The organism is Photobacterium minamisatsumaniensis (assembly GCF_050336695.1).
GTDB lineage: Bacteria > Pseudomonadota > Gammaproteobacteria > Enterobacterales > Vibrionaceae > Photobacterium > Photobacterium minamisatsumaniensis.
On record NZ_JAKJSI010000042.1, the window covers coordinates 20148 to 40384 of the forward strand.

Annotated in this window: 16 protein-coding genes; 14 read left to right on the forward strand and 2 right to left on the reverse strand. The window is 44.9% G+C overall.

Translation table 11 applies throughout. The annotated features are described in order from the left end of the window. Positions 1-283 precede the first annotated feature (283 nt). The 10 genes from L4D78_RS21250 (at position 284) to L4D78_RS21295 (ending at position 13259) form a co-directional block, all read left to right on the forward strand. Positions 284-709: a septal ring lytic transglycosylase RlpA family protein gene (locus L4D78_RS21250; RefSeq protein ID WP_428468805.1), complete on the forward strand. Its 426-nt coding sequence runs from the start codon at positions 284-286 to the stop codon at positions 707-709. A 394-nt stretch (positions 710-1103) separates the two neighbouring features. Continuing rightward, positions 1104-1520 (forward strand): hypothetical protein, encoded by a 417-nt coding sequence (locus L4D78_RS21255; RefSeq protein ID WP_428468768.1) that lies wholly within the window; start codon positions 1104-1106, stop codon positions 1518-1520. A 104-nt stretch (positions 1521-1624) separates the two neighbouring features. Further along, the gene (locus L4D78_RS21260; RefSeq protein WP_428468769.1) at positions 1625-3001 is read left to right on the forward strand and encodes a TolC family protein; all 1377 of its coding nucleotides are present in this window, start codon (positions 1625-1627) and stop codon (positions 2999-3001) included. A 10-nt stretch (positions 3002-3011) separates the two neighbouring features. Beyond that, a complete protein-coding gene (locus tag L4D78_RS21265; protein WP_428468770.1) occupies positions 3012-4739 on the forward strand; it encodes an efflux RND transporter periplasmic adaptor subunit in 1728 nt (575 codons plus the stop codon). Beyond that, entirely contained in the window at positions 4736-7873 is a 3138-nt protein-coding gene (locus L4D78_RS21270) for an efflux RND transporter permease subunit (RefSeq protein WP_428468771.1), read from the forward strand. Before L4D78_RS21265 ends, L4D78_RS21270 begins: the two co-directional genes overlap by 4 nt. A 66-nt stretch (positions 7874-7939) precedes the next feature. Further along, a complete protein-coding gene (copI, locus tag L4D78_RS21275; RefSeq protein ID WP_428468772.1) occupies positions 7940-8485 on the forward strand; it encodes a copper-resistant cuproprotein CopI in 546 nt (181 codons plus the stop codon). A gap of 116 nt (positions 8486-8601) precedes the next feature. Beyond that, positions 8602-9303 (forward strand): SGNH/GDSL hydrolase family protein, encoded by a 702-nt coding sequence (locus tag L4D78_RS21280; protein WP_428468773.1) that lies wholly within the window; start codon positions 8602-8604, stop codon positions 9301-9303. Positions 9304-9438: 135 nt separating this feature from the next. After that, positions 9439-10464 (forward strand): LacI family DNA-binding transcriptional regulator, encoded by a 1026-nt coding sequence (locus tag L4D78_RS21285; RefSeq protein WP_428468774.1) that lies wholly within the window; start codon positions 9439-9441, stop codon positions 10462-10464. Positions 10465-10598: 134 nt separating this feature from the next. Then, entirely contained in the window at positions 10599-12077 is a 1479-nt protein-coding gene (gene nhaC, locus L4D78_RS21290; protein ID WP_428468775.1) for a Na+/H+ antiporter NhaC, read from the forward strand. A 9-nt stretch (positions 12078-12086) separates the two neighbouring features. Next, entirely contained in the window at positions 12087-13259 is a 1173-nt protein-coding gene (locus L4D78_RS21295; protein ID WP_428468776.1) for a MalY/PatB family protein, read from the forward strand. A gap of 95 nt (positions 13260-13354) precedes the next feature. Here the strand turns inward: L4D78_RS21295 and L4D78_RS21300 are convergent, their stop codons facing one another. Continuing rightward, positions 13355-13672, reverse strand: a complete 318-nt coding sequence (locus tag L4D78_RS21300; RefSeq protein WP_428468777.1) for an antibiotic biosynthesis monooxygenase family protein — start codon at positions 13670-13672, stop codon at positions 13355-13357. 343 nt (positions 13673-14015) lie between these two features. Here L4D78_RS21300 and L4D78_RS21305 point away from each other — a divergent pair, with 343 nt between their 5' ends. Continuing rightward, entirely contained in the window at positions 14016-15323 is a 1308-nt protein-coding gene (locus L4D78_RS21305; protein WP_428468778.1) for a YjiH family protein, read from the forward strand. A 40-nt stretch (positions 15324-15363) separates the two neighbouring features. On the opposite strand, the gene L4D78_RS21310 is transcribed toward L4D78_RS21305, so the two are convergent. After that, positions 15364-16275, reverse strand: a complete 912-nt coding sequence (locus L4D78_RS21310; protein WP_428468779.1) for a LysR family transcriptional regulator — start codon at positions 16273-16275, stop codon at positions 15364-15366. A gap of 84 nt (positions 16276-16359) precedes the next feature. Between L4D78_RS21310 and L4D78_RS21315 the strand changes: the two genes are divergently transcribed. The 3 genes from L4D78_RS21315 to L4D78_RS21325 all read left to right on the forward strand — a co-directional run bounded on the left by L4D78_RS21315 (position 16360) and on the right by L4D78_RS21325 (position 20200). After that, positions 16360-17682 carry an amidohydrolase gene (locus tag L4D78_RS21315; RefSeq protein WP_428468780.1) on the forward strand — a complete coding sequence of 441 codons (1323 nt, stop codon included), beginning with the start codon at positions 16360-16362 and terminating at the stop codon, positions 17680-17682. 282 nt (positions 17683-17964) lie between these two features. Then, on the forward strand, positions 17965-18888 hold the full coding sequence (locus L4D78_RS21320) for a LysR family transcriptional regulator (protein WP_428468781.1): 924 nt from the start codon (positions 17965-17967) through the stop codon (positions 18886-18888). Between the two features lie 202 nt (positions 18889-19090). Continuing rightward, the gene (locus L4D78_RS21325) at positions 19091-20200 is read left to right on the forward strand and encodes an NAD/NADP octopine/nopaline dehydrogenase family protein (protein ID WP_428468782.1); all 1110 of its coding nucleotides are present in this window, start codon (positions 19091-19093) and stop codon (positions 20198-20200) included. Positions 20201-20237 lie beyond the last annotated feature (37 nt).

Here is a 20237-nt window from a genome sequence, read left to right on the forward strand (position 1 = left end):
TTCACTTCCAAAAATCTTTCTTAACCATGACCAAACGAAAAATAGTTCATGGCAAAATCGAAGAGTCAAATCGGATGATCATTTTTGCCTCATTCGCGTTTTTAACCCGTTTTATTGCAACTGTGGTGGCTTTGTATGTATTGATGCAACATGCTGAAGCGTATATTTCACACCATTATCAATAAGACTGCTTGAAGCCCTGACACTCTAGGTAATATTTTTAAACCAGCAATAAGTTAAAAAAGACAAACATGACATGAAGAAAATAGAGTATCCAAATAGAATGAAAAGATTAAACCTCGTTTTTACGGCTCTCATCCTTACTTTGCTTGCTGGCTGTTCGTCAACTGCGGCAACCGATGATGAAAAAACAAGAGGTTATGCCCGTTCACATGAGCTTGTGGGTCAAGCTTCGTGGTATGGTAAAAAATACCACGGAAGGCTCACGGCAAGTGGTGAGCGGTATAACATGAGAGCCTATACAGCGGCTCATAAAACCTTACCTTTTGGGGCTATCGTGAGGGTTACAAATACAGCCAATAACAAAACGGTAGATGTCAAAATCAATGATCGAGGTCCTTTTGTGAAAGGCCGAGTCATTGACCTTTCTCATAAGTCATTTGAACAAATAGGTAACATCAATAAAGGCTTAGCGCCGATCAAAATTGAAATTCTTGATGATAGTAATACCTTTAGGTATAAGCACTAATCCCCTATTCAAATGTCCCTTGGACTGACTTGTGCAGCAGGCTGCTGCACAATCAAATTACATGTACATGCTAAGTCGTTTTCTTTAAGTAATTAATATTGCCAATGATACGAAAAGAACTGAACTACTCTGTTGAGTTTTTAACCGTCTGTACCTTAAAACTACCCCAGCAAACATGAGACCCACAATCAAAGCAATAAAACAAAACTGACGAACAAGATAGGAATGGTGACAACTGCACCAGTAGAAAGTGCAAGGAAATGATTTATTCACCCACTAACGACACTTCGTAATCAATATTAATCCCAAGAAAAATCGACATTTAACCGTTTTTTACGTTGACGTTACCCTAAGGGGATACTTTATACTGCATGCATAATCTTGAAGGTACGCTATGACATACACACTCCGAACAACTTGGATTATTGTGTTCAGCATTATTGCAATGCTGATGTCTAGCTATGTCTCTAGCGCACCGTCAATGGTAACAAAAATGCTGTGCTTTGGTCAGGAATCTATGACCCATCACTGTAGTAGCGACATGGCCGATTGTCACTCAATGACTGAGATGACAAGTCAACATAGTCATACCTCTTCTGATATTGCATTAATATCAAACAGTGACACTTGTACCGATTCATCAGACATGGTTCATAACTGCTGTTCCACGGTGTGTTTCAGTGTCTTCTATCCGATGCAATTACCCCAAGCACTTAGTGAATTATCCTACTCGTTGGCACTGTATCAGTCGTTTACGATTGGTGACAAAGTAGCACGTACCCAAACCTTACTTCGCCCCCCCTCCGCTTAGTTCTCTATCTCACAACAAAATATCCCTGAGCCTATTTGCCATTAAGTGCTATTGGCTTAGAAGTAAACCTATGCGTCGTTAGACGCCAAATATGGACAATTATTGTGAATATTGAACCAAGGTTAGTTGCGCTTTCAGTTTGCGCCAGCTTGGCGTTATTTCCATCTATCACTCTCGCAACGGCGACAGAGATGAACCCGACGGCTGAATTGCAAGAAAAATCAAACCAACTCAATCGGTTAATTCAAGCTGCGCTTACTCAAGATAACAGTAGAAAACAGTACTTTGCTCAGTCGCAAGCGATGCGGGAAACGGGTATCGCAAGTGCTACGCTCATGGACCCTAAATTGAAAGTCGGATTTGGTGGCCTCCCGGTCGACAGCTTTAAATTTGATGAAGACCCGATGAGTAATATATCGGTGGGTTTAATGCAGCAATTTGAGCGAGGGGCAACACTCGATCTGCAGCAGAAAAAAGCCGAACAACAAGCCGACGGCTTAGCTTTACAAGTGCGGGCCCGAGAACTAGACGTCGCAAATAGCATGACACAGTTATGGCTAGAGCTTGGCTATCAGCAGGCGGCTGAACAAATAATTCTAGCAAACCGTCGCTTAATGAAAGAAATGGAAAACTTCGTTCAAACCAACTATTCGATAGGTAAGAGTGAAGCGCAAGATCTGCTCAACGCGCAACTTCAAGTAAGCAAGCTTGATGAAAAATTACAGGCAAACGCACAGATGCAGCACCGCCTTATTTCTCAACTTTCTGAGTGGCTAGGTTCAAACTGGTTAGCTTCCACTGAAATATTAGAAGCAACAAACCAGCTCAACTGGCAACACCTTGAACAGAAACTCTCAGCGAGTGGTGATCCAACGAAGCATTACCAACTGCTTAACCAGCACCCTATGGTGAAGATGGCAGATGTCAGTATTTCAAGTAATCAAACTCAGGTTGAGCTTGCAGAACAAGCTTATACGCCTCAATTCGGCGTTGAAGTGATGTATGCCTATCGTCAGGCTAACAATATGATGGGAGAACCCGCATCCGATTTATTGAGCGCCTATCTAACCGTGGACATTCCATTGTTCACCGGTAACCGACAAGATAAAAACTTATCGGCTGCGCAATATCAAGTAGGTGCAGCAAGATCGCAAAGAGACTCTTTACTTGCTCAGATGAATGCAAAAGTGAACACCCTATTGGTTGATCGTGCCAATTTAAAGCAGCGTATAGATCGCTACCAAACCACCTTATTACCTCAAACTACAGCTCGTATTCGTGCAGTAGAGCGAGGTTATCAGAATAACACTGCGCAGTTTAATGATGTGATATCGGCTACAACCGATGAACTCGCTTTGCAATTGGAGCAACAACGCTTACTTGCAGATTTAAACATCGTAAACAGCAATCTCGCCTCTCTCCTAAGTGGTTTTGATTATCAGGTTGATATGCCTGAACTCTCTGATTATAAAAATAAATAAGGAATAAATAATGAGTTCAATAAAAGTTGCAACCATCGCATTATTGGTCGGCGGTGCTTTAGGGTTTGGTATCAATCATTTTCTATCGAATTCCTCCCACGATATGGGATCGATGACTAGCTCTGCAAATACTAGTTCTGCGAGTACTAGCTCAAGTGAGCCACTGTATTGGGTGGCGCCTATGGATCCAAATTATAAACGCGACAAACCAGGCCAGTCTCCAATGGGTATGGATTTAATTCCTGTATACGCTGATGACGTAGAAGGCGATAAGGACCAACCTGGCACTGTAAAAATTGACCCAGCTGTCGAGAATAATTTAGGGGTGAAAACAACCTCTGTTGCTCTTGAAGCACTTTCTCCACGGATCGAGACGGTCGGCTACGTCGCATTTGATGAAAGTAATCTGTGGCAGACCAACGTCCGTGTCGCTGGCTGGGTAGAAAAACTCTATATCAACGCCGTCGGTGAGAAAGTACAAAAAGGCGATGTACTGTTTTCACTCTATTCCCCTGATCTTGTAAAAGCCCAAGAGGAGTTGATCAGCGCCTACAAAACTGGCCGAAAAGGCATGGTTAAAGGTGCAACAGAACGATTAATCACTTTAGGGGTAGATAAAGCGCAAATTAAATCGATAACGCGCCGAGGGAAAGCCTCTCAGACTATTGAAATAAAAGCCCCTGCCGATGGCGTAATTGCAAGCCTGAATATCCGTGAAGGTGGCTACCTTTCGCCAGCACAAGCGGTGATCAGTGCAGGTCCTCTAGAGCATGTATGGGTAGATGCAGAAGTATTCGAACGTCAGGCGCACTGGATCACCTCTGGTAGTAATGCTGCCATGACGTTGGATGCGATTCCAGGCAAAGCATGGCAAGGTGAAGTGGATTATGTCTATCCAATCCTAGATCCCAAAACGCGTACCCTTCGTGTACGGCTTAAATTCCCTAACCCCGATGGTAAATTAAAGCCGAATATGTTCGCCAATATCACATTGAACCCCATTAGCGAAGACGCGGTGTTAACCATTCCAAGAGCATCCGTTATTCGCTCTGGCGGTATGACTCGCGTTGTCTTGGCGGAAGGCGAAGGTAAATATCGTTCAGCACGTGTTGAAGTCGGTAGAGAGGCTGGCGACAAGATTGAAATATTACAAGGGCTTAAACAAGGTGAGTACGTCGTGACCTCGGCTCATTTCATGTTGGATTCTGAATCTAGCCAATCTGCTGATCTATCCAGAATCAACGGTGTAGCACCACCAGCAGAAACCGTTTGGGCCAAGGGTGAAATAACGGATGTAATGGAAGGCCACCGCATGCTAACGATTAATCACCAACCCGTACCTGAATGGAACTGGCCAGGTATGGTAATGAATTTTACCTTTGCACAAGGTGTCGAGATGGCGTCGCTTACCAAAGGTCAGGCAATTGAATTCGAGATGCAAAAAACGGAATCGGGTCAATATGAGATCGTTGCTTATAAAGCTGAGGATAATCTTACCGCAGCAGAACTGTGGTTAACGGGTGATATTTCTATGCTCATGCCCGATTTTGGCATGATAACCCTCAAACACTTACCTGTAGCAGAGTGGAACTGGAATGCGGGTGAAATGAATTTTTCAGTGAGTGATGAAGCTGACTTATCAGGTTTTAATGAAGGCCAAAAAGTACGATTTCTTGTTGAGAGACAAGGCTCTGACTACCTTCTCAAGCAGCTTGAAGCCGCAGAGGTCTCACTATGATCAATGCAATTATTCGGTGGTCTATTCATAATCGCATTTTGGTACTTATTGCCACGCTTGCGATTGTGATTGGTGGCCTATATAGCGTTAAAAACACACCCGTCGATGCGATACCCGACTTATCTGATGTTCAGGTGATCATCAAGACCAGCTACCCTGGTCAAGCGCCACAGGTCGTTGAAGATCAAGTAACTTACCCTTTAACGACGGCAATGTTGGCCGTGCCGGGTGCGGAAACGGTTCGAGGCTACTCTTTCTTTGGTGACTCATATGTCTATATCATTTTTAATGATGATACAGACATGTACTGGGCACGCTCACGCGTATTGGAATACCTGAGCCAAGTCGCCCCTAAGCTACCCCCTAGCGCAAAACCAACGTTAGGTCCTGACGCCACGGGTGTGGGCTGGGTATACAGCTACGTGTTGCAAGATAAATCAGGACAGCATGACTTAGCAGAGCTACGCAGCCTACAAGATTGGTTCTTAAAGTACGAACTGCAAACCGTGGACGGTATATCAGAAGTCGCGACGGTAGGTGGTATGGTGAAGCAGTATCAGGTACAGATCGATCCTGCTAAATTGCGCGCATATGACTTAACGTTACAACAAGTCAATATGGCTATCCAAAACGGTAACCAAGAGATCGGTGCATCGGTTATTGAGGTCGCTGAAGCCGAGCACATGGTACGCACAACCGGGTATCTCACCAGTATTGAAGATATTCAATCATTACCATTAAAAGTAACCGATAAGGGTACACCGCTACTACTTGGTGACATTGCTGATATAAACCTTGGTCCTCAAATGCGCCGTGGTATCTCTGAGCTCAATGGCGAAGGCGAAGCCGTGGGTGGCGTCATTGTTATGCGCTTTGGTGAAAATGCGAGTGAGGTAATCGCAAGAACAAAAGACAAGTTGTCAGAGTTACAGCGTAGCCTGCCTGATGGTGTCGAAATTGTCGCCACTTATGACCGTTCAACATTAATTGATGCTGCAGTTGAAAACCTTTGGAAAAAGCTAGCAGAAGAGTTCATCGTGGTTGCGGTAGTGTGTGCGCTATTCCTATTCCACATTCGTTCATCACTGGTTATTGCGCTGAGTTTGCCCGTGGGTATTCTGGGGGCATTTATCGTGATGCATTGGCAAGGCATTAACGCCAATATCATGTCGTTAGGCGGCATTGCGATTGCGATAGGGGCAATGGTTGATGGCGCTATCGTCATGATCGAGAACGTACACAAACACATTGAACGAACGCCACTAACGGACAAAAACCGCTGGCAAGTGATTGGTAAGGCCGCAGAAGAAGTAGGTACGCCACTGTTCTTCTCACTACTAATAATCACGCTGAGCTTTGTTCCTGTTTTTGCCTTAGAAGGTCAAGAAGGCAAAATGTTCTCCCCTCTTGCCTTTACCAAAACCTATGCCATGGCAGCCGCTGCTGGTTTAGCGATTACATTAGTCCCCGTCCTTATGGGGTACTTTATCCGAGGCAACGTATTACCAGAGCATAAAAACCCCGTGAATCGTGGCTTAGTCGCGCTTTATAGGCCCTTGCTAAACGTCAGCCTTAAATACCCTAAAGTAATGATCGTACTGGCGCTAGGCTTAATGGCGTCGGCTATTTACCCTACGAGTAAATTAGGTAGCGAGTTCATTCCGCCTTTGGATGAAGGTGATTTGATGTACATGCCAACGACGTACCCCGGTATATCGGTAGGTAAAGCACGTGAACTTCTTCAGCAAACCAATAAGCTCATCAAAACCGTACCTGAAGTTGAGACGGTATGGGGCAAAATTGGCCGCGCTGAAACGGCAACCGACCCAGCACCGCTCACCATGATTGAAACTGTTATCCAATTCAAACCACGTGAAGAATGGCGTGATGGCGTAACAACGGAGTCACTGCGTAAAGAGTTTGATGATCTGATTCAGTTTCCGGGTATAACCAATGCATGGGTCATGCCAATCAAAACGCGGATTGATATGCTCGCCACTGGTATAAAAACCCCAATAGGGATCAAAATTGCTGGGCCTGATCTAAAAGTGATAGAGCAAATTGGTACTCAGCTCGAACCTATTTTGAATGGTGTAGAGGGAACAGCATCTGTTTATGCAGAACGGGTTGCTGGCGGACGATATGTAACAATCGATATTAAGCGTCGTGCCGCTGCCCGCTATGGTTTAAACATTAAAGATGTACAGCAAGTTATCTCAACAGCTGTTGGAGGAATGAACGTAGGCGAAACCGTCGAAGGCTTAGAACGCTACCCAATCAATGTTCGTTACCCACAAGATTACCGTGATTCTGTCGTAAAACTGCAAAATTTACCGCTTGTCACACCCAATGGTGCTCGTATTGCGTTGGCAGATGTCGCAGATATTCGCTACGAAGACGGTCCTCCTATGATCAAAACCGAAAACGCCCGTCCTAACGGCTGGGTATTCGTCGATATTGATGAGCGTGACTTAGGTTCTTATGTAATTGATGCTCAACAAGTGGTTGCAGAACAATTACAACTACCTGCTGGTTACTCCATTGCATGGTCTGGGCAATATGAATACATGGAACGCGCCAAAGAACGTTTGAGCATTGTTGTGCCAATCACTATCGCCATTATCATGTTACTGCTTTACTTCAGCTTCCGCCGGGTTGGTGAGGTAATGATTATCATGCTGACTCTACCACTCGCTATGGTGGGCGGTTTATGGCTGATGCACATTCTTGGTTATAACTTCTCAATTGCCGTGGGGGTTGGCTTTATTGCATTAGCCGGTGTTGCCGTTGAAATTGGTGTCATCATGTTGGTTTACCTCAATCAGGCATGGCATTACAAAAAGCTTGAAGCAGAAGAAAGTCAGCAGACACTTCAGAGTATGGATTTAACAGAAGCGATTCGCGAAGGAGCTGGTTTACGCGTTCGGCCCGTTATGATGACCGTACTCACCGTTATCATTGGCTTAATTCCCATTATGTATGGCGAAGGGGCTGGTTCAGAGGTTATGCAGCGCATTGCCGCCCCGATGATTGGCGGTATGGCTTCAGCTCTACTGCTCACACTATTGGTTTTACCCGCAATTTTTAAGCTGTGGAAACAGCGTGAATTTACCAAACCTTCAAGAACGAATTAATAACGATCTTCCGCCCTTACTGCACCTGTAGTAAGGGCCATTGACCAATTTAATTAAGGAAAAATCATGAAAAAGATACTACTAACTCTCACTCTAACACTGATGACCGCAACAACTTACGCCGAGATGGATCATGGTAAAATGAACCACGGTGAGATGGATCACGGCCAAATGAACCACAGTGAAATGGATCACAGCAAAATGGATCATTCCAACATGATGAATATGGAAGGTATGTCTGATGTTGGCATGCCAGCAAAAGGGGCGAAACCAGATAAAGTCATCCATGTGCTATTAAGTGATGACATGAAAATAACCTTTAAGAAAGAAGTCAACATTGAACCAAACGATGTCGTTCAATTTGTAGTGATGAACACAGGTAAGATCGATCACGAATTTTCTATTGGCTCTGTGAAAGAGCAACTAGAGCACCGTGAAATGATGAAGACAATGGGTAGCCACGCTCATGATTCAGGTAGCACTGTAACGGTAAAACCAGGTAAAGCTAAGCAGTTACTATGGCACTTCCATGGTGATAATAACGTTGAGCTTGCTTGTAACATTCCGGGACATGCAGAGGCTGGTATGGTTAAAAAAGTAACGCTGCAGTAACAGTCCGTTATGATCAAACCTTACCCGGCAATTTATCTGGGTGAGGTTTTTCCCCTTTATGTTACGTTTCTAAATTAAGTCTATTCTTGATCAGACCAGTAGCAAAGGAGATAAGTATGATCCATCAAATAGTGCTGTTACTCATGGCTCCGGTATTGTTACCCCAAGCACTATATGTAAGAAAATCGACTCCTCGATTAAAGGAAGCGGCAGGCTCAAGAAATGGGGTCGCGGGCAGCGGAAAAAATTTACGTCTATTACTCATTGGCGACTCTGCTGCTGCCGGTGTTGGCGCAGAGCACCAATCTCAAGCACTGGCGGGAAGAGTTGTTAATGCGTTAAGTGACTCGTTCCAATTAGATTGGCAGCTAATTGCGAAAACAGGTGTTACTACCAAGCAAACCTGTAAAAAAATTGCCCAGCAATCGAAACAGGATTTCGACATTGTTATTGTTTCTTTAGGCGTAAATGATGTTACAAAGCCGCTAAGTTCAACGGAATGGATAAAGCAGCAAAAAGAGCTTATTGAATTGATACGACAGAGCTTTTCAAGCCAACAGATCATTCTCACAAAAATCCCCCCTATGGAAAAGTTTCCTGCGCTCCCCCACCCTCTACGTTGGTATTTAGGCAGTAAGGCGAAAACCTTCAACAGAAAACTAGAACATTGGGTTGCCACACAGAATGATTGCGAGTTAATTCATATTGAACACGATTTGGGTCCTCAACATATGGCGAGTGATGGTTTCCATCCTGGCCCTGCTATTTATGACGTCTGGGGGAGCACGGTAGCCGACGTGATAAAGTCTCGTTGGTGAATATCGCCTTGCCACTTGTGACAAAATAGCACGCTATTCGGTACTGTTAAGTTTTGACAGGGCTAACATTATTCGCACACAAAACTCGTTACACTCCGCGCCACTTATTCCCTGAGCGAATTTTTGCAATACATCATGGCAACAATTAAAGACGTCGCAACCCATGCTGGTGTATCTACAGCCACTGTATCCCGTGTGATCAACCAATCAGCGTATGTCGAACCTGTTACCTTAGAACGGGTTCAAAAAGCGATAAAGGCGCTGAACTATCAGAGAGACGCTCGAGCTTCCGCGTTAGCGAGTCGATCGAATAATACACTTGGTTTATTAACCGGAAACCTCGCTGATCCCTTCTTTGCGCTCATTGCAAAACATGTCGAACAAGTGGCTCGTGAATACAATTGCCAATTAGTTGTTGTGAGTGGTGGCCATAATGCCCAGCGAGAAAAAGAAGGCCTCGATTTTTTAATTAGCCAAGGTTGTGAAACCATGGTTATACATTCAAAGATGCTGGATGATGCAACGCTATTACGTTATAGCGCCCAACTCCCCGCCATGGTTTTACTCAATCGAACCATACCTCAAATTGCTAACCGATCGGTATGGGTTGATAACCGCAGTGGTGCTGCTGAATCTGTCAAATACCTAATTTCTCAAGGCCACCGAAAAATAGCGTGTATCAGTAGCGACTTACCGATTGAAGACCGTGCCGATCGCCTAAACGGCTATCGTGATGCTATGGCAAATGCAAATTTACCCATTGAGTCCGGCTGGGTTATTAATCAAAGCTTCAGTGAACAAGGTGGAGAACTCGCAGGGCAACAACTCTTAGACCAATGCCCAGAAGTGACCGCTGTTGTCACCTTTAACGATGTAATGGCAGCGGGATTAATGGCCAACCTGCAAGAACACGGTGTGAGTGTACCCAACGATATCTCTATTATCGGCTTTGATGATGTATTACTTGCCCGCTATCTTTATCCACGCCTAACGACCATGCATAACCCTATCGCCGACATGTCTACACATGCAGCAAAGTTAGCCTTACAGCTAAAAAAGACTGGATATACCCCACCGGCACAACACCGTTTTGATGCCACTCTGGTGTGTCGTCAAACAGTTTCAAACCTTAATATGAGTAAAAAAGCACTAAAAACGTGATGCACAACACATGTACCTTCCTCATGTAAGCGCTTACATGAAACGGATAGGTATGTCGCATTTCCAAGCATCAACACCTCTTACCATGATGCTATTGAAACAAACCTGTACATCTACAAGAAGAGGACAACACAATGACAAATACAAAGCCTCTACCATCATTGACGCTGGCGATAGCACCTATCGCCGTCATGTTTGGTTTATTGGCAATCGGCTACGGCGTAATGGGATTACGCATCGAGCCATTACTCCTTGTATCTGCCGCTTTCACTGGCTTTATTGCAACAAGGATGGGTTATAGCTGGGATGACATCATGTCAGCGATTGTTGAAAAACTAGCTAAAGCTATGCCTGTTATTCTAATTTTAGTTTCAGTTGGCGGCTTGATTGCCAGTTGGATGATTAGTGGCACGATTCCCTACATGGTGTATTGGGGCCTTAAGGTTATTAGCCCTGAATATATTCTTATTGCTGCTTTCTTTGTGACCAGTGTTGTTTCTGTCTGTACGGGTACCTCTTGGGGGTCTGCTGGTACAGTTGGTGTTGCTTTAATGGGGGTTGCAGCAGGTCTTGATGTATCTCTCGCAGCGGCGGCTGGTGCGGTTGTATCTGGCGCATATTTCGGTGATAAAATTTCGCCACTTTCAGACTCTACTAATTTTGCGCCTGTTGTCTCAGGCACTACATTGTATGAGCATATTCAGCACATGCTCTACACTACGCTTCCAGGTTTTGTGATTGCGTCAGTTGTATTCTATTTCGCGGGCCAAAACAGTGATGTTGCCAGTGTTGCTGAACCTCAGAAGGTTGTCGAAATTTTAGCTGGGCTTGAAAGCCTATATACGCTCAATATCTTCCTAATACTTCCACCAGCAATGATCCTTTGGGGTGCAGTCACTAAGAAGCCAGTGATCCCTCTAATGCTAACTGCATCTGCTATTGCACTGGGTTTAGGGATGATTTTGCAAGGTTTTACGCTACAACAAGGTTTCCAAGCCTATGTTGACGGCTTTAATATCAGCATGTTTAGCGACAACGGTCACCTTGTCGATGGCCTAGTGCCCGATATCGCGAAGCTTCTAAATCGTGGTGGACTGTTCTCGATGATGAGCACCATTCTTCTTGTACTGTGTGCTTTTGCTTTCGCGGGTATTCTTAGCCTAACAGGTGCACTGAATGTTGTTCTCGGCCACTTCCTTCACCTAATAAAAAGCACTGGCCAGCTGATCCTTTCTACCGTAATCGCAACCCTTACTGTGGTATTCACAACGTCAGATGGCAAGCTAGCGCTGCTTATCCCCGGTGAACTATTCCAAGATGCTTATCGCAAAATGGGGCTAGATACTAAAAACCTTTCTCGAACAATTGAAGATGCCGGCACCATTATTGAGCCTCTAGTCCCTTGGACTGCGGCAGGTGTTTACATGGCAGGTACACTGGGTGTCTCTACGCTCGATTACTTACCTTGGGCAATCCAATGTTACACAGGCGTTATCTTTGCCATCATTTACGGCTTTACGGGTTTTGGTATTGCCAAAGCACCTGTTAATGAAGTGCATGCAAATAAAGAACAACAAGCAGAAAATCAATCAGCCATTGCTGAAGCGAAATAAGGTAACACCATGACAATAACTTTCGACCACGTTCATGATCGCCGTTCTACCGGCTCTCTAAAATGGGATTTCATGACCGAAAAACTAGGGCTCGATTCCGAAGAGCGCCTTCCAATGTGGGTATCGGATTATGATTTCCAAGCCCCACCAGCGGTACTGGAAGCCCTAAACCAACGTATTGAGCATGGTATTTTTGGTTATGCCGAGCGTAACAATGAGTACTACCAAGCGATCATCAATTGGTACCAGAAGCAACACGGGATCAATATAGATCAAGATTGGATCACCACAGTACACGGTGTACTGCCGGGCCTATCGATGTTGATCCAAATGCTAACCAAGTCTGGCGAGCAGGTAGTGATGCAAACTCCAGGTTATGGCTCTTTCCGTAAAATCACCGAGCTGAACGATCGTGAAATTGTCGCTAACCCGCTGGTTAATGATAACGGCGAATACCGGATGGATCTTGCCCACCTTGAGCAATGCTTTGAGCAAGGCTGTAAGGTAATGATCTTCTGTAATCCGCATAACCCAGTGGGTAAGGCGTGGTCGCAAAGTGAAATATTGGCACTTGCTGAACTGTGCGAACGCTATCAGGTATGGTTATTGAGTGACGAGATCTGGGGTGACTTGGCAATGCCGGGCCATCAATACCACTCGGCACTCTCGCTACCTGAGCATTTGCAGCAACGACTTATCGTTGCGACTGCAGCGAGTAAGACATTTGGCCTGTCGTCGCTACGCATCTCCAACTTCATGATCCCCAATGCCGATGTAAAATCCGCGTTTGTCCGCAGGCTCGATGCCCATGGTATGGATGTGTATAACAGCTTGGCAATGTGCGCGGCGACGACCGCTTATCAGACTTCAAGCGATTGGCTTAATGCGCTGAAACTTTACTTACAGGGCAATGTCGATACCCTATCGACTTTTATTGAGCAAGAATTGCCAATGCTTAAGTTCTTGTCACCGCAAGCAGGTTACTTAGCGTGGTTAGACTGCCGCCAGCTTGGCATCGATGATGCGACGCTGGAAAAACGCCTTATCGATGCGGGGATCGTTCCGAGTATGGGTATTGCATTTGGCACTGAAGGTACTGGGTTTATCCGATTAAACTTAGGATGCCCGCGAGAAACCTTGCTTGAGGCTTGCCAGCGATTGAAAGCGGCTTTGGCCGAATAAGTTTCTTCGCAGCCAACAGCGTTTAGCTTTCATCAGCAGCAAAACCGACAAAGGATCTGACCAAGTCAGATCCTTTTTTATGGCAGATAGAATAGTTAACTTTCTTGATTGGCTTGAAAATCATAATCACGCACAACACTGGCGACACGGATTCTGAACTTGTCAAAAAATGCCTCCTTACCTTGGCGTTGTGCTTCTTTATGTTCTGCGAGGTTGCGCCAGCGTGCTACTGACTCTTCATCACGCCAGAATGATAATGAGAGTATCTTGGACTCATCACTGAGGCTTTTGAACCGCTCGACAGATATAAACCCATCGATTTGTTCCAGCATAGGCTTAATTGAAGCGGCGATGTCAATATAGTCATCCTTTTTGTCCTCGAATACATGGACTTCAAAAATTACAGCGATCATTGTTTGTGTTCTCTGTTGGGAAATAAATATGTCTTTCTTGTGGAATAACCAATGTAGGTAATTTAAAGCCTGAAATGCTCTTCAGCTTCGTATTGTTTCAAGTAAAATCTTACGATGAATTATATAAGCAACATATTCGATAAGGAAGCCGGGGTTCATAGCGAATAGCACGAGTCCTTCCTGTAATTGTATATATCTAGCCACCTAATTCATGGTTAATAAATAGGCTAAAGATCTCACTTTGATAACACAGTTAACACTGTGATCACATTTAGACCATACTTTAACTTACTGCAGCCCTCTTTTGTATATACATTATTGTCAATTACACAAGGAGAGTGCTATGAATCAAATTAGTGAATCTACCCCCTCTGATGCCCACCTTTGGCTTAGGCTATTGGGGTTAAGTAGTATCGGGATCTTTATCTTTTTTATACCAATCACCTTTAACGATAAACAAAGTATCCCACTAGACCACATTGTTACCTACCTCAAAACGAGCCTCGGCAGTGGCGCGGCATGGTATGCAGTCGCTATGATAGTTGCAGGGGCAATCTATCCTATAGTGACGGGAAAGTGGCGGAACAACACGACGGAAAAAGTATTTTTATTGCTTAAATGGCTGGGTGTTATTGCTTCTATATTTGCAGTGACTAAATCGGGCCCGGCAATTTTGCAAGAACCAGATATGTTACCCTTTTTATTCAACAAGCTCGTCATATCTGTCGGTTTAATTGTCCCTGTTGGTTCAGTATTTCTCGCTTTCTTAGTCAGTTATGGCTTATTAGAAACAATCGGGATTTTATTGCAGAAGCTGATGCAACCGGTATGGAAAACACCGGGAAGAAGTGCCATCGATGCCGTTGCTTCATTTGTAGGTAGCTATTCCATCGGTCTTTTGATAACAAATCGTGTATACGTTGCTGGCCACTATAGTGCACGTGAAGCTGCCATCATCGCGACAGGTTTTTCTACAGTTTCAGCAACCTTTATGATCATTGTTGCCAAAACCTTAGATCTGATGCCAGTCTGGAACCAATATTTCTGGCTGACCCTTCTTATCACTTTTATTGTCACAGCAATCACGGTTCGGCTTCCTCCGTTATCACGTATGAATAATGAAGCTCAACACAGAGAGCCAACGGCAATAAAAGGAAGCCGGCTGAAAGTGGCGATTGAAAATGGCCTTTCGGTAGCAGAAAAAGCACCGCCTATCGGCAGAAATATATTGGATAACTTCAAAGATGGATTAGTCATGACCATCAGCATCTTGCCATCTATTATGTCCGTAGGTGTGATAGGTTTGTTGGCAGCAAAATATACCCCAATATTTGATTGGCTCGGGTACCTGTTCTACCCCGTCACAATGCTATGGGGGTTAGAAGAAGGGATGCAGCTTGCTAGAGCAAGTGCTGCAGGGTTAGCGGAAATGTTTTTGCCAGCCCTGCTGATGAAAGATGCAGATATTGTGGCACGATTCTCCGCTGGTGTGGTTTGTGTGTCATCTATTCTGTTTTTCTCTGCGTCCATTCCTTGCATTCTAGCAACTAAAATCCCGCTGAGTGTGTTACAGCTTGTCCTTATATGGTTTGTACGAACCTTCCTAAGCTTAATGCTGGCGATTCCTACCGCATTACTGCTATTTGGATAATTGGCTTACATTGAATAAGCAAGACGCATCATCTATCTGTTTATGCGTCTTGCTGTTCCATGCTTATCGCCGATTCAGGATCAGCCTGTATGAGTTGTTCTATTAAATATTGCCTTGCAGGCGTCTCAGTGACGTGCGGCATAGACCACAGGGATACTGGAATCGCCAATGTATCGCAGCTCTCTTCGATCGTAATGTGCCTTAAGATGTTTTGTTCAACTAGCGGCTGCACGGTGCTCTGTGGAAGCATGCTCCAGCAATCAAAGCTTTGTAACAGGCTAATTAGCAAGTGGATATTGGACATTTGGTCAATATGCCGACCAACACAATACAGTTCACGTAATACTGGCTGGGTGAGATCAGTGATGGCTAATTGGCGGTAATTGACGAGATCTTTCACCGATATTGATGCTGGGATGTTGGCCGAAACAGAGCAAACAGCTGACATAGGCATGTTCATAAAATGTATCGGGTAAATTGAGCTATGACTACTGCCATCAGGAACCAAAACTAATCCGAGATCGAGTCGCTTGTCGAGCAAGCCTGTTTTCACTTCACTCCTAGTACATGAATGCCAATGAACCACCGTGTGGGGGTAAGCGAGACTGAATTGCTGCATCGCATAAGAAATGATATCAGCAGGAATTAGCTGAGACAGGCCAACATTAATTTCTGTTTCAGAGTCATCGTATTGCGTGGTGGCTATGCTAGCAAATGAATTGGATTCGAGAACAAGCCGATGTGCATAAGGTAACAGATTCTTCCCCTTTTCCGTTAGCACTGGAAATTTTCCTGTGCGATCGAATAGCTCATAACCCAAATCAATTTCAAGGTTTCGTATTATCTGACTGACCGTTGAGCGATCTTTGTTTAGCTGTCTTGCCGCTCGACTAAAATTCCCTGTTTGTGCAACGCAAACAAATGCCGCAATTTGCTGAAAGCTAAAATTCATACGTGGATTGAGTCCCCGGTTATCGATTTTATTGCCTGATAAAAATCATACATGATTATCGGAAAAAGAAACGTGGAGAAGGCAATGAAAAAAACACTACTCACTCTAGCAATCTGCTTTAGTTCAATTTCACCGATTGCTAACGCAACTCAAGAGACCCTACTCGATACCGTTGGCGCAGATAAAGAGCGTCTAATCTCTATCTTTGAGCACATTCATGCCAATCCAGAAATTGGATTTATGGAATTTGAAACGGCTAAGATTGTGGCAGATGAGCTGCAAAAACTTGGTTTCGAAGTCCATGACGGAATCGCCCGCACAGGTATTGCGGCCGTGCTGAAAAATGGTGAAGGGCCAACCGTCATGTTTCGTGCGGATATGGATGCATTGCCAATAAAGGAAGAAACAACCCTTTCATATAAACCAACAAAGCCATCCAAAGATCGTTTTGGAAACGATGTGTGGGCTATGCATGCTTGTGGCCATGACGTACACACAACCTGGTTGATTGGAATTGCAAAACAGCTGGCCGAGCGAAAAGATGACTGGCAAGGCACCCTTGTTCTTGTCGCTCAACCTGCGGAAGAACTCATTCAAGGTGCAACAGCGATGGTGCAAGATGGCCTGTATGAACTCATTCCAAAGCCCGACATTTTGATTGCGGGCCACACCCACCCGGTTTTACCAGCCGGCTCGGCTGCCATTTCTGATGGTCGTCGTATGGCAGGTACAGACCAAATTGATGTCACGATCTACGGTGTGGGCGGGCACGGTTCAATGCCACATGGCGCTATTGACCCCATTGTAATGTCTTCGATGGCTGTGATGGGCTATCAAACCATCGTCTCGCGTAAACTTGACCAAATTGAGCCTGCAGTACTGACTGTCGGTGCGCTCAATTCGGGTGATGAAGCCAACATCATTCCTGATTCAGCCGAGTTAAAAGTCAATTTACGTTGGTATCGTGAAGCTGAACGTACCGCGATGATCGAGGGGATCAAAGATGTTACAGATAACATCGCTAAGATGTACGGTGTCCCCGAAGATCGCATGCCTCGCTATCAGATGAATGGTTATTCGACACCGGTTATCAATCCGCTAGCGCAAACTGAACAGGCCAAACAAGCCCTTGTTGCAGCGCTAGGTGATGACAATGTATATAACGGATTCCCTCCCGTTATGGGGTCGGAAGATTTCCACATGCTTACTAGCCCATACCCAGAAGTCCCTGTTGTATTTGTTGAGATTGGAGCAGCAAGTAACGAGACGTGGAGCAATTTTGTCGAAAATGGCCAGTTGCCTAAATATCTAAATCATAACCCGAACATTGTCATGGATCCAGGCTCTGTGCCTGCAGGTACGGTGGCATTAAGCTCAGTAATCCTAGAATTTCTGAACCAAAAATAGTTCTTAGACAACAAAATAGTATTAAACAACTATCCGCTCCCATTTCCATATGAAACAACTGTTTGCAGGGACGCAAACAGCTCCTAAAAGCACGGTCATAAAATTATGCAAGCAGCATTCATTCGCACAATGCAAGGAAAAACCGCCTACGATGAATAACTTTATGGTGCTGCTGTCATTTTCAGCAACTGCTTTGTGTTCCCCTGATTTTCAACGCTAGTTCAAAGAAATAGCCTCATGATTTTGCTAGCGTAGCCCAAACTCGAACTATCCTGCATTATCATGAAACTCAGCCAACTAAATGCTTTTAAAGCCGTCATTGAATGCCAAACTGTTACCGCTGCTGCCGAGCGACTTCATCTCAGCCAGCCCGCTGTAAGCCGCTTATTATCCAGCTTAGAGTCGCGGCTAGGGTTTAAATTGTTTATTCGCAAAGGCAACCGCCTAGAACTCAGCAACGAGGGACAAGCATTTTATCTTGAGGTCGCCAAAGTATTCGATGCCGTCGCCGGTTTAGATCAAGTGGCTCATTCTATTCGTTCAAGTCACTTTGGTAGCCTGAATATTGCAGCCATGCCCCTACTATCCAATGCTTTTTTACCACGTGTCGTAGCAACCTTCCTAAACCAAACGCCAAAACTAAAACTGGGATTCAAAACCTATCGCTCAGAAGACGTCGTACGTCGGGTACAAAGCCAAACTGCCGATATCGGGTTTGCCTTTGTTGATGACATCGTGGCTGGGGTGAAAGCCCAGCGTGTCGAATGTGAGTGTGTTTGCCTAGTTCCGGCCAACTCACCACTAGCAAAACGCAAAGCCATCGACATCTATGACATTGCAGACCAAGTATTAATCCGCCATGAAAAAGACGCCACCCAACGCCAAATAGATGCGTTACTGAGACGCTACAACCTATCGACTATCGAGCATATCGAAGTGTCACTCGCCAGCACTGCAGCCGCTCTCGTTAAAGAAGGGGTTGGTATTGCGATCACCGACCCGTTTACCGCAGTGATTGAAAGCGAGCACCCGCACGTTGTCATGCGACCGCTCGTCTTTAACCTATCGTTTGAATTTGACATTCTTTACCCAGCGCTCAAACCCATCCACCGCCATGCCGAGCACTTCATCGAACAATTTATGCTATTGGCCGACGATCTAGATGTGCAGTTGAAAATAGGACCGATGAGAGATCTCGATGGGTAACAATGGGATCACATCACACTTAGCTTGAATGTGTTTCCTCGGGAAATGATGATTTTTAATCTTTAAAAATCATAACGATAATATCAGCCGGTTTTTATAGCATTACTTTTTTGCATGGCTGTTTGTTCCTTTGGCATTGGCGATAAAACACGATAATTCCTTACTGTAGCCAAAACAACGACACACATTAAAAGGAATAATCATGACAAATCGTGTCTCTATCATTGGCTCGGGAAATGCCGGATTAACAGCAGCTTATCACTTTACCAAACAAGGGGCTGATGTCTGCCTTTATGGCAGCCCGGGCTTTGATCAACCACTGAAAGATATTGAACAGCGCGGTGGTATCGAAGCCCTTAGCCACTTCAATGATGTAGCGCTCACTTTCTCCGGTTTTCATCCTATCGACAAGATCAGCCGAGACCTGAAAGAAACCCTTGCTTATTCCAATATTGTGGTGCTTCCGGTTCCCTCGTTTGCCCAAGAGCCTTTGTTTATCGAAATGCTACCTCATCTTCGTGATGGTCAAATCGTCATGCTGATGCCAGGGAATTACGGCTCGTTGGTACTCAATAAAATCAAGCACGAAAAAGGTTATGGCGAACTTGATATTACTTTTGTCGATGCTATCTCAATCCCTTGGGCTACCCGTATTGTCGGGCCTGCCCAGTTGGCGATATTGGGTATGAAAGAGTTCCTGCCCGTTGCAGCCTTCCCAGCCAAGCACACACAAATGGCTATCGATGCCCTTCAAGCTGTAATGCCACTTCCCCTTACCGCACTCAGTAACGTCATTGAAGCTGGATTGGAGAACATTAACTTCGGTGGCCACCCGCTGCTCACAACACTGAATATGGGTCTACTGGAAAACTTTGATGGCCAATTCAACTACTACAAGGACTGCTGCTCTGTTTCAACTGCCAAAGCCGCGGCGGTAATGGAAAATGAACGCCTAGCTATCGGCAAACAACTAAACCTGTTGTTAAAACCGGAGCTGGATGCAATGAATGCGCTTTACAGCATGGATTGTAAAACCGTTTATGAAGCCAACCGAACTTCTGAAACGCACGGCAAACTTAATAGCGCACCAAATTCAGCGAGTAATCGTTATATCACCGAAGATGCTGCTTACTTGTTGGTGCCTTGCTTTGAACTTGGCCAACTTACCGGGATCGATACACCAATGATCACAGCATGCCTGCACATTGATAACGCCTATAACGACACGGACTATTTCACCACAGGTAGAACATTGAAAAAAATGGGACTTGATAACCTTTCAGCCCACGAAATCATGGACTTTGTAGCGTAAGCCAAGCGCAATTGACAAATATGGGGCCTAGGCCCCA

Bases quoted from the DNA above. Each gene is read 5' to 3' on its own strand.
- L4D78_RS21250 (WP_428468805.1), top strand. From the start codon at position 284: ATGAAAAGATTAAACCTCGTTTTTACGGCTCTCATCCTTACTTTGCTT.
- L4D78_RS21255 (WP_428468768.1), top strand. From the start codon at position 1,104: ATGACATACACACTCCGAACAACTTGGATTATTGTGTTCAGCATTATT.
- L4D78_RS21265 (WP_428468770.1), top strand. From the start codon at position 3,012: ATGAGTTCAATAAAAGTTGCAACCATCGCATTATTGGTCGGCGGTGCT.
- L4D78_RS21270 (WP_428468771.1), top strand. From the start codon at position 4,736: ATGATCAATGCAATTATTCGGTGGTCTATTCATAATCGCATTTTGGTA.
- copI (WP_428468772.1), top strand. From the start codon at position 7,940: ATGAAAAAGATACTACTAACTCTCACTCTAACACTGATGACCGCAACA.
- L4D78_RS21280 (WP_428468773.1), top strand. From the start codon at position 8,602: ATGATCCATCAAATAGTGCTGTTACTCATGGCTCCGGTATTGTTACCC.
- L4D78_RS21285 (WP_428468774.1), top strand. From the start codon at position 9,439: ATGGCAACAATTAAAGACGTCGCAACCCATGCTGGTGTATCTACAGCC.
- nhaC (WP_428468775.1), top strand. From the start codon at position 10,599: ATGACAAATACAAAGCCTCTACCATCATTGACGCTGGCGATAGCACCT.
- L4D78_RS21295 (WP_428468776.1), top strand. From the start codon at position 12,087: ATGACAATAACTTTCGACCACGTTCATGATCGCCGTTCTACCGGCTCT.
- L4D78_RS21300 (WP_428468777.1), bottom strand. From the start codon at position 13,672: ATGATCGCTGTAATTTTTGAAGTCCATGTATTCGAGGACAAAAAGGAT.
- L4D78_RS21305 (WP_428468778.1), top strand. From the start codon at position 14,016: ATGAATCAAATTAGTGAATCTACCCCCTCTGATGCCCACCTTTGGCTT.
- L4D78_RS21310 (WP_428468779.1), bottom strand. From the start codon at position 16,275: ATGAATTTTAGCTTTCAGCAAATTGCGGCATTTGTTTGCGTTGCACAA.
- L4D78_RS21315 (WP_428468780.1), top strand. From the start codon at position 16,360: ATGAAAAAAACACTACTCACTCTAGCAATCTGCTTTAGTTCAATTTCA.
- L4D78_RS21320 (WP_428468781.1), top strand. From the start codon at position 17,965: ATGAAACTCAGCCAACTAAATGCTTTTAAAGCCGTCATTGAATGCCAA.
- L4D78_RS21325 (WP_428468782.1), top strand. From the start codon at position 19,091: ATGACAAATCGTGTCTCTATCATTGGCTCGGGAAATGCCGGATTAACA.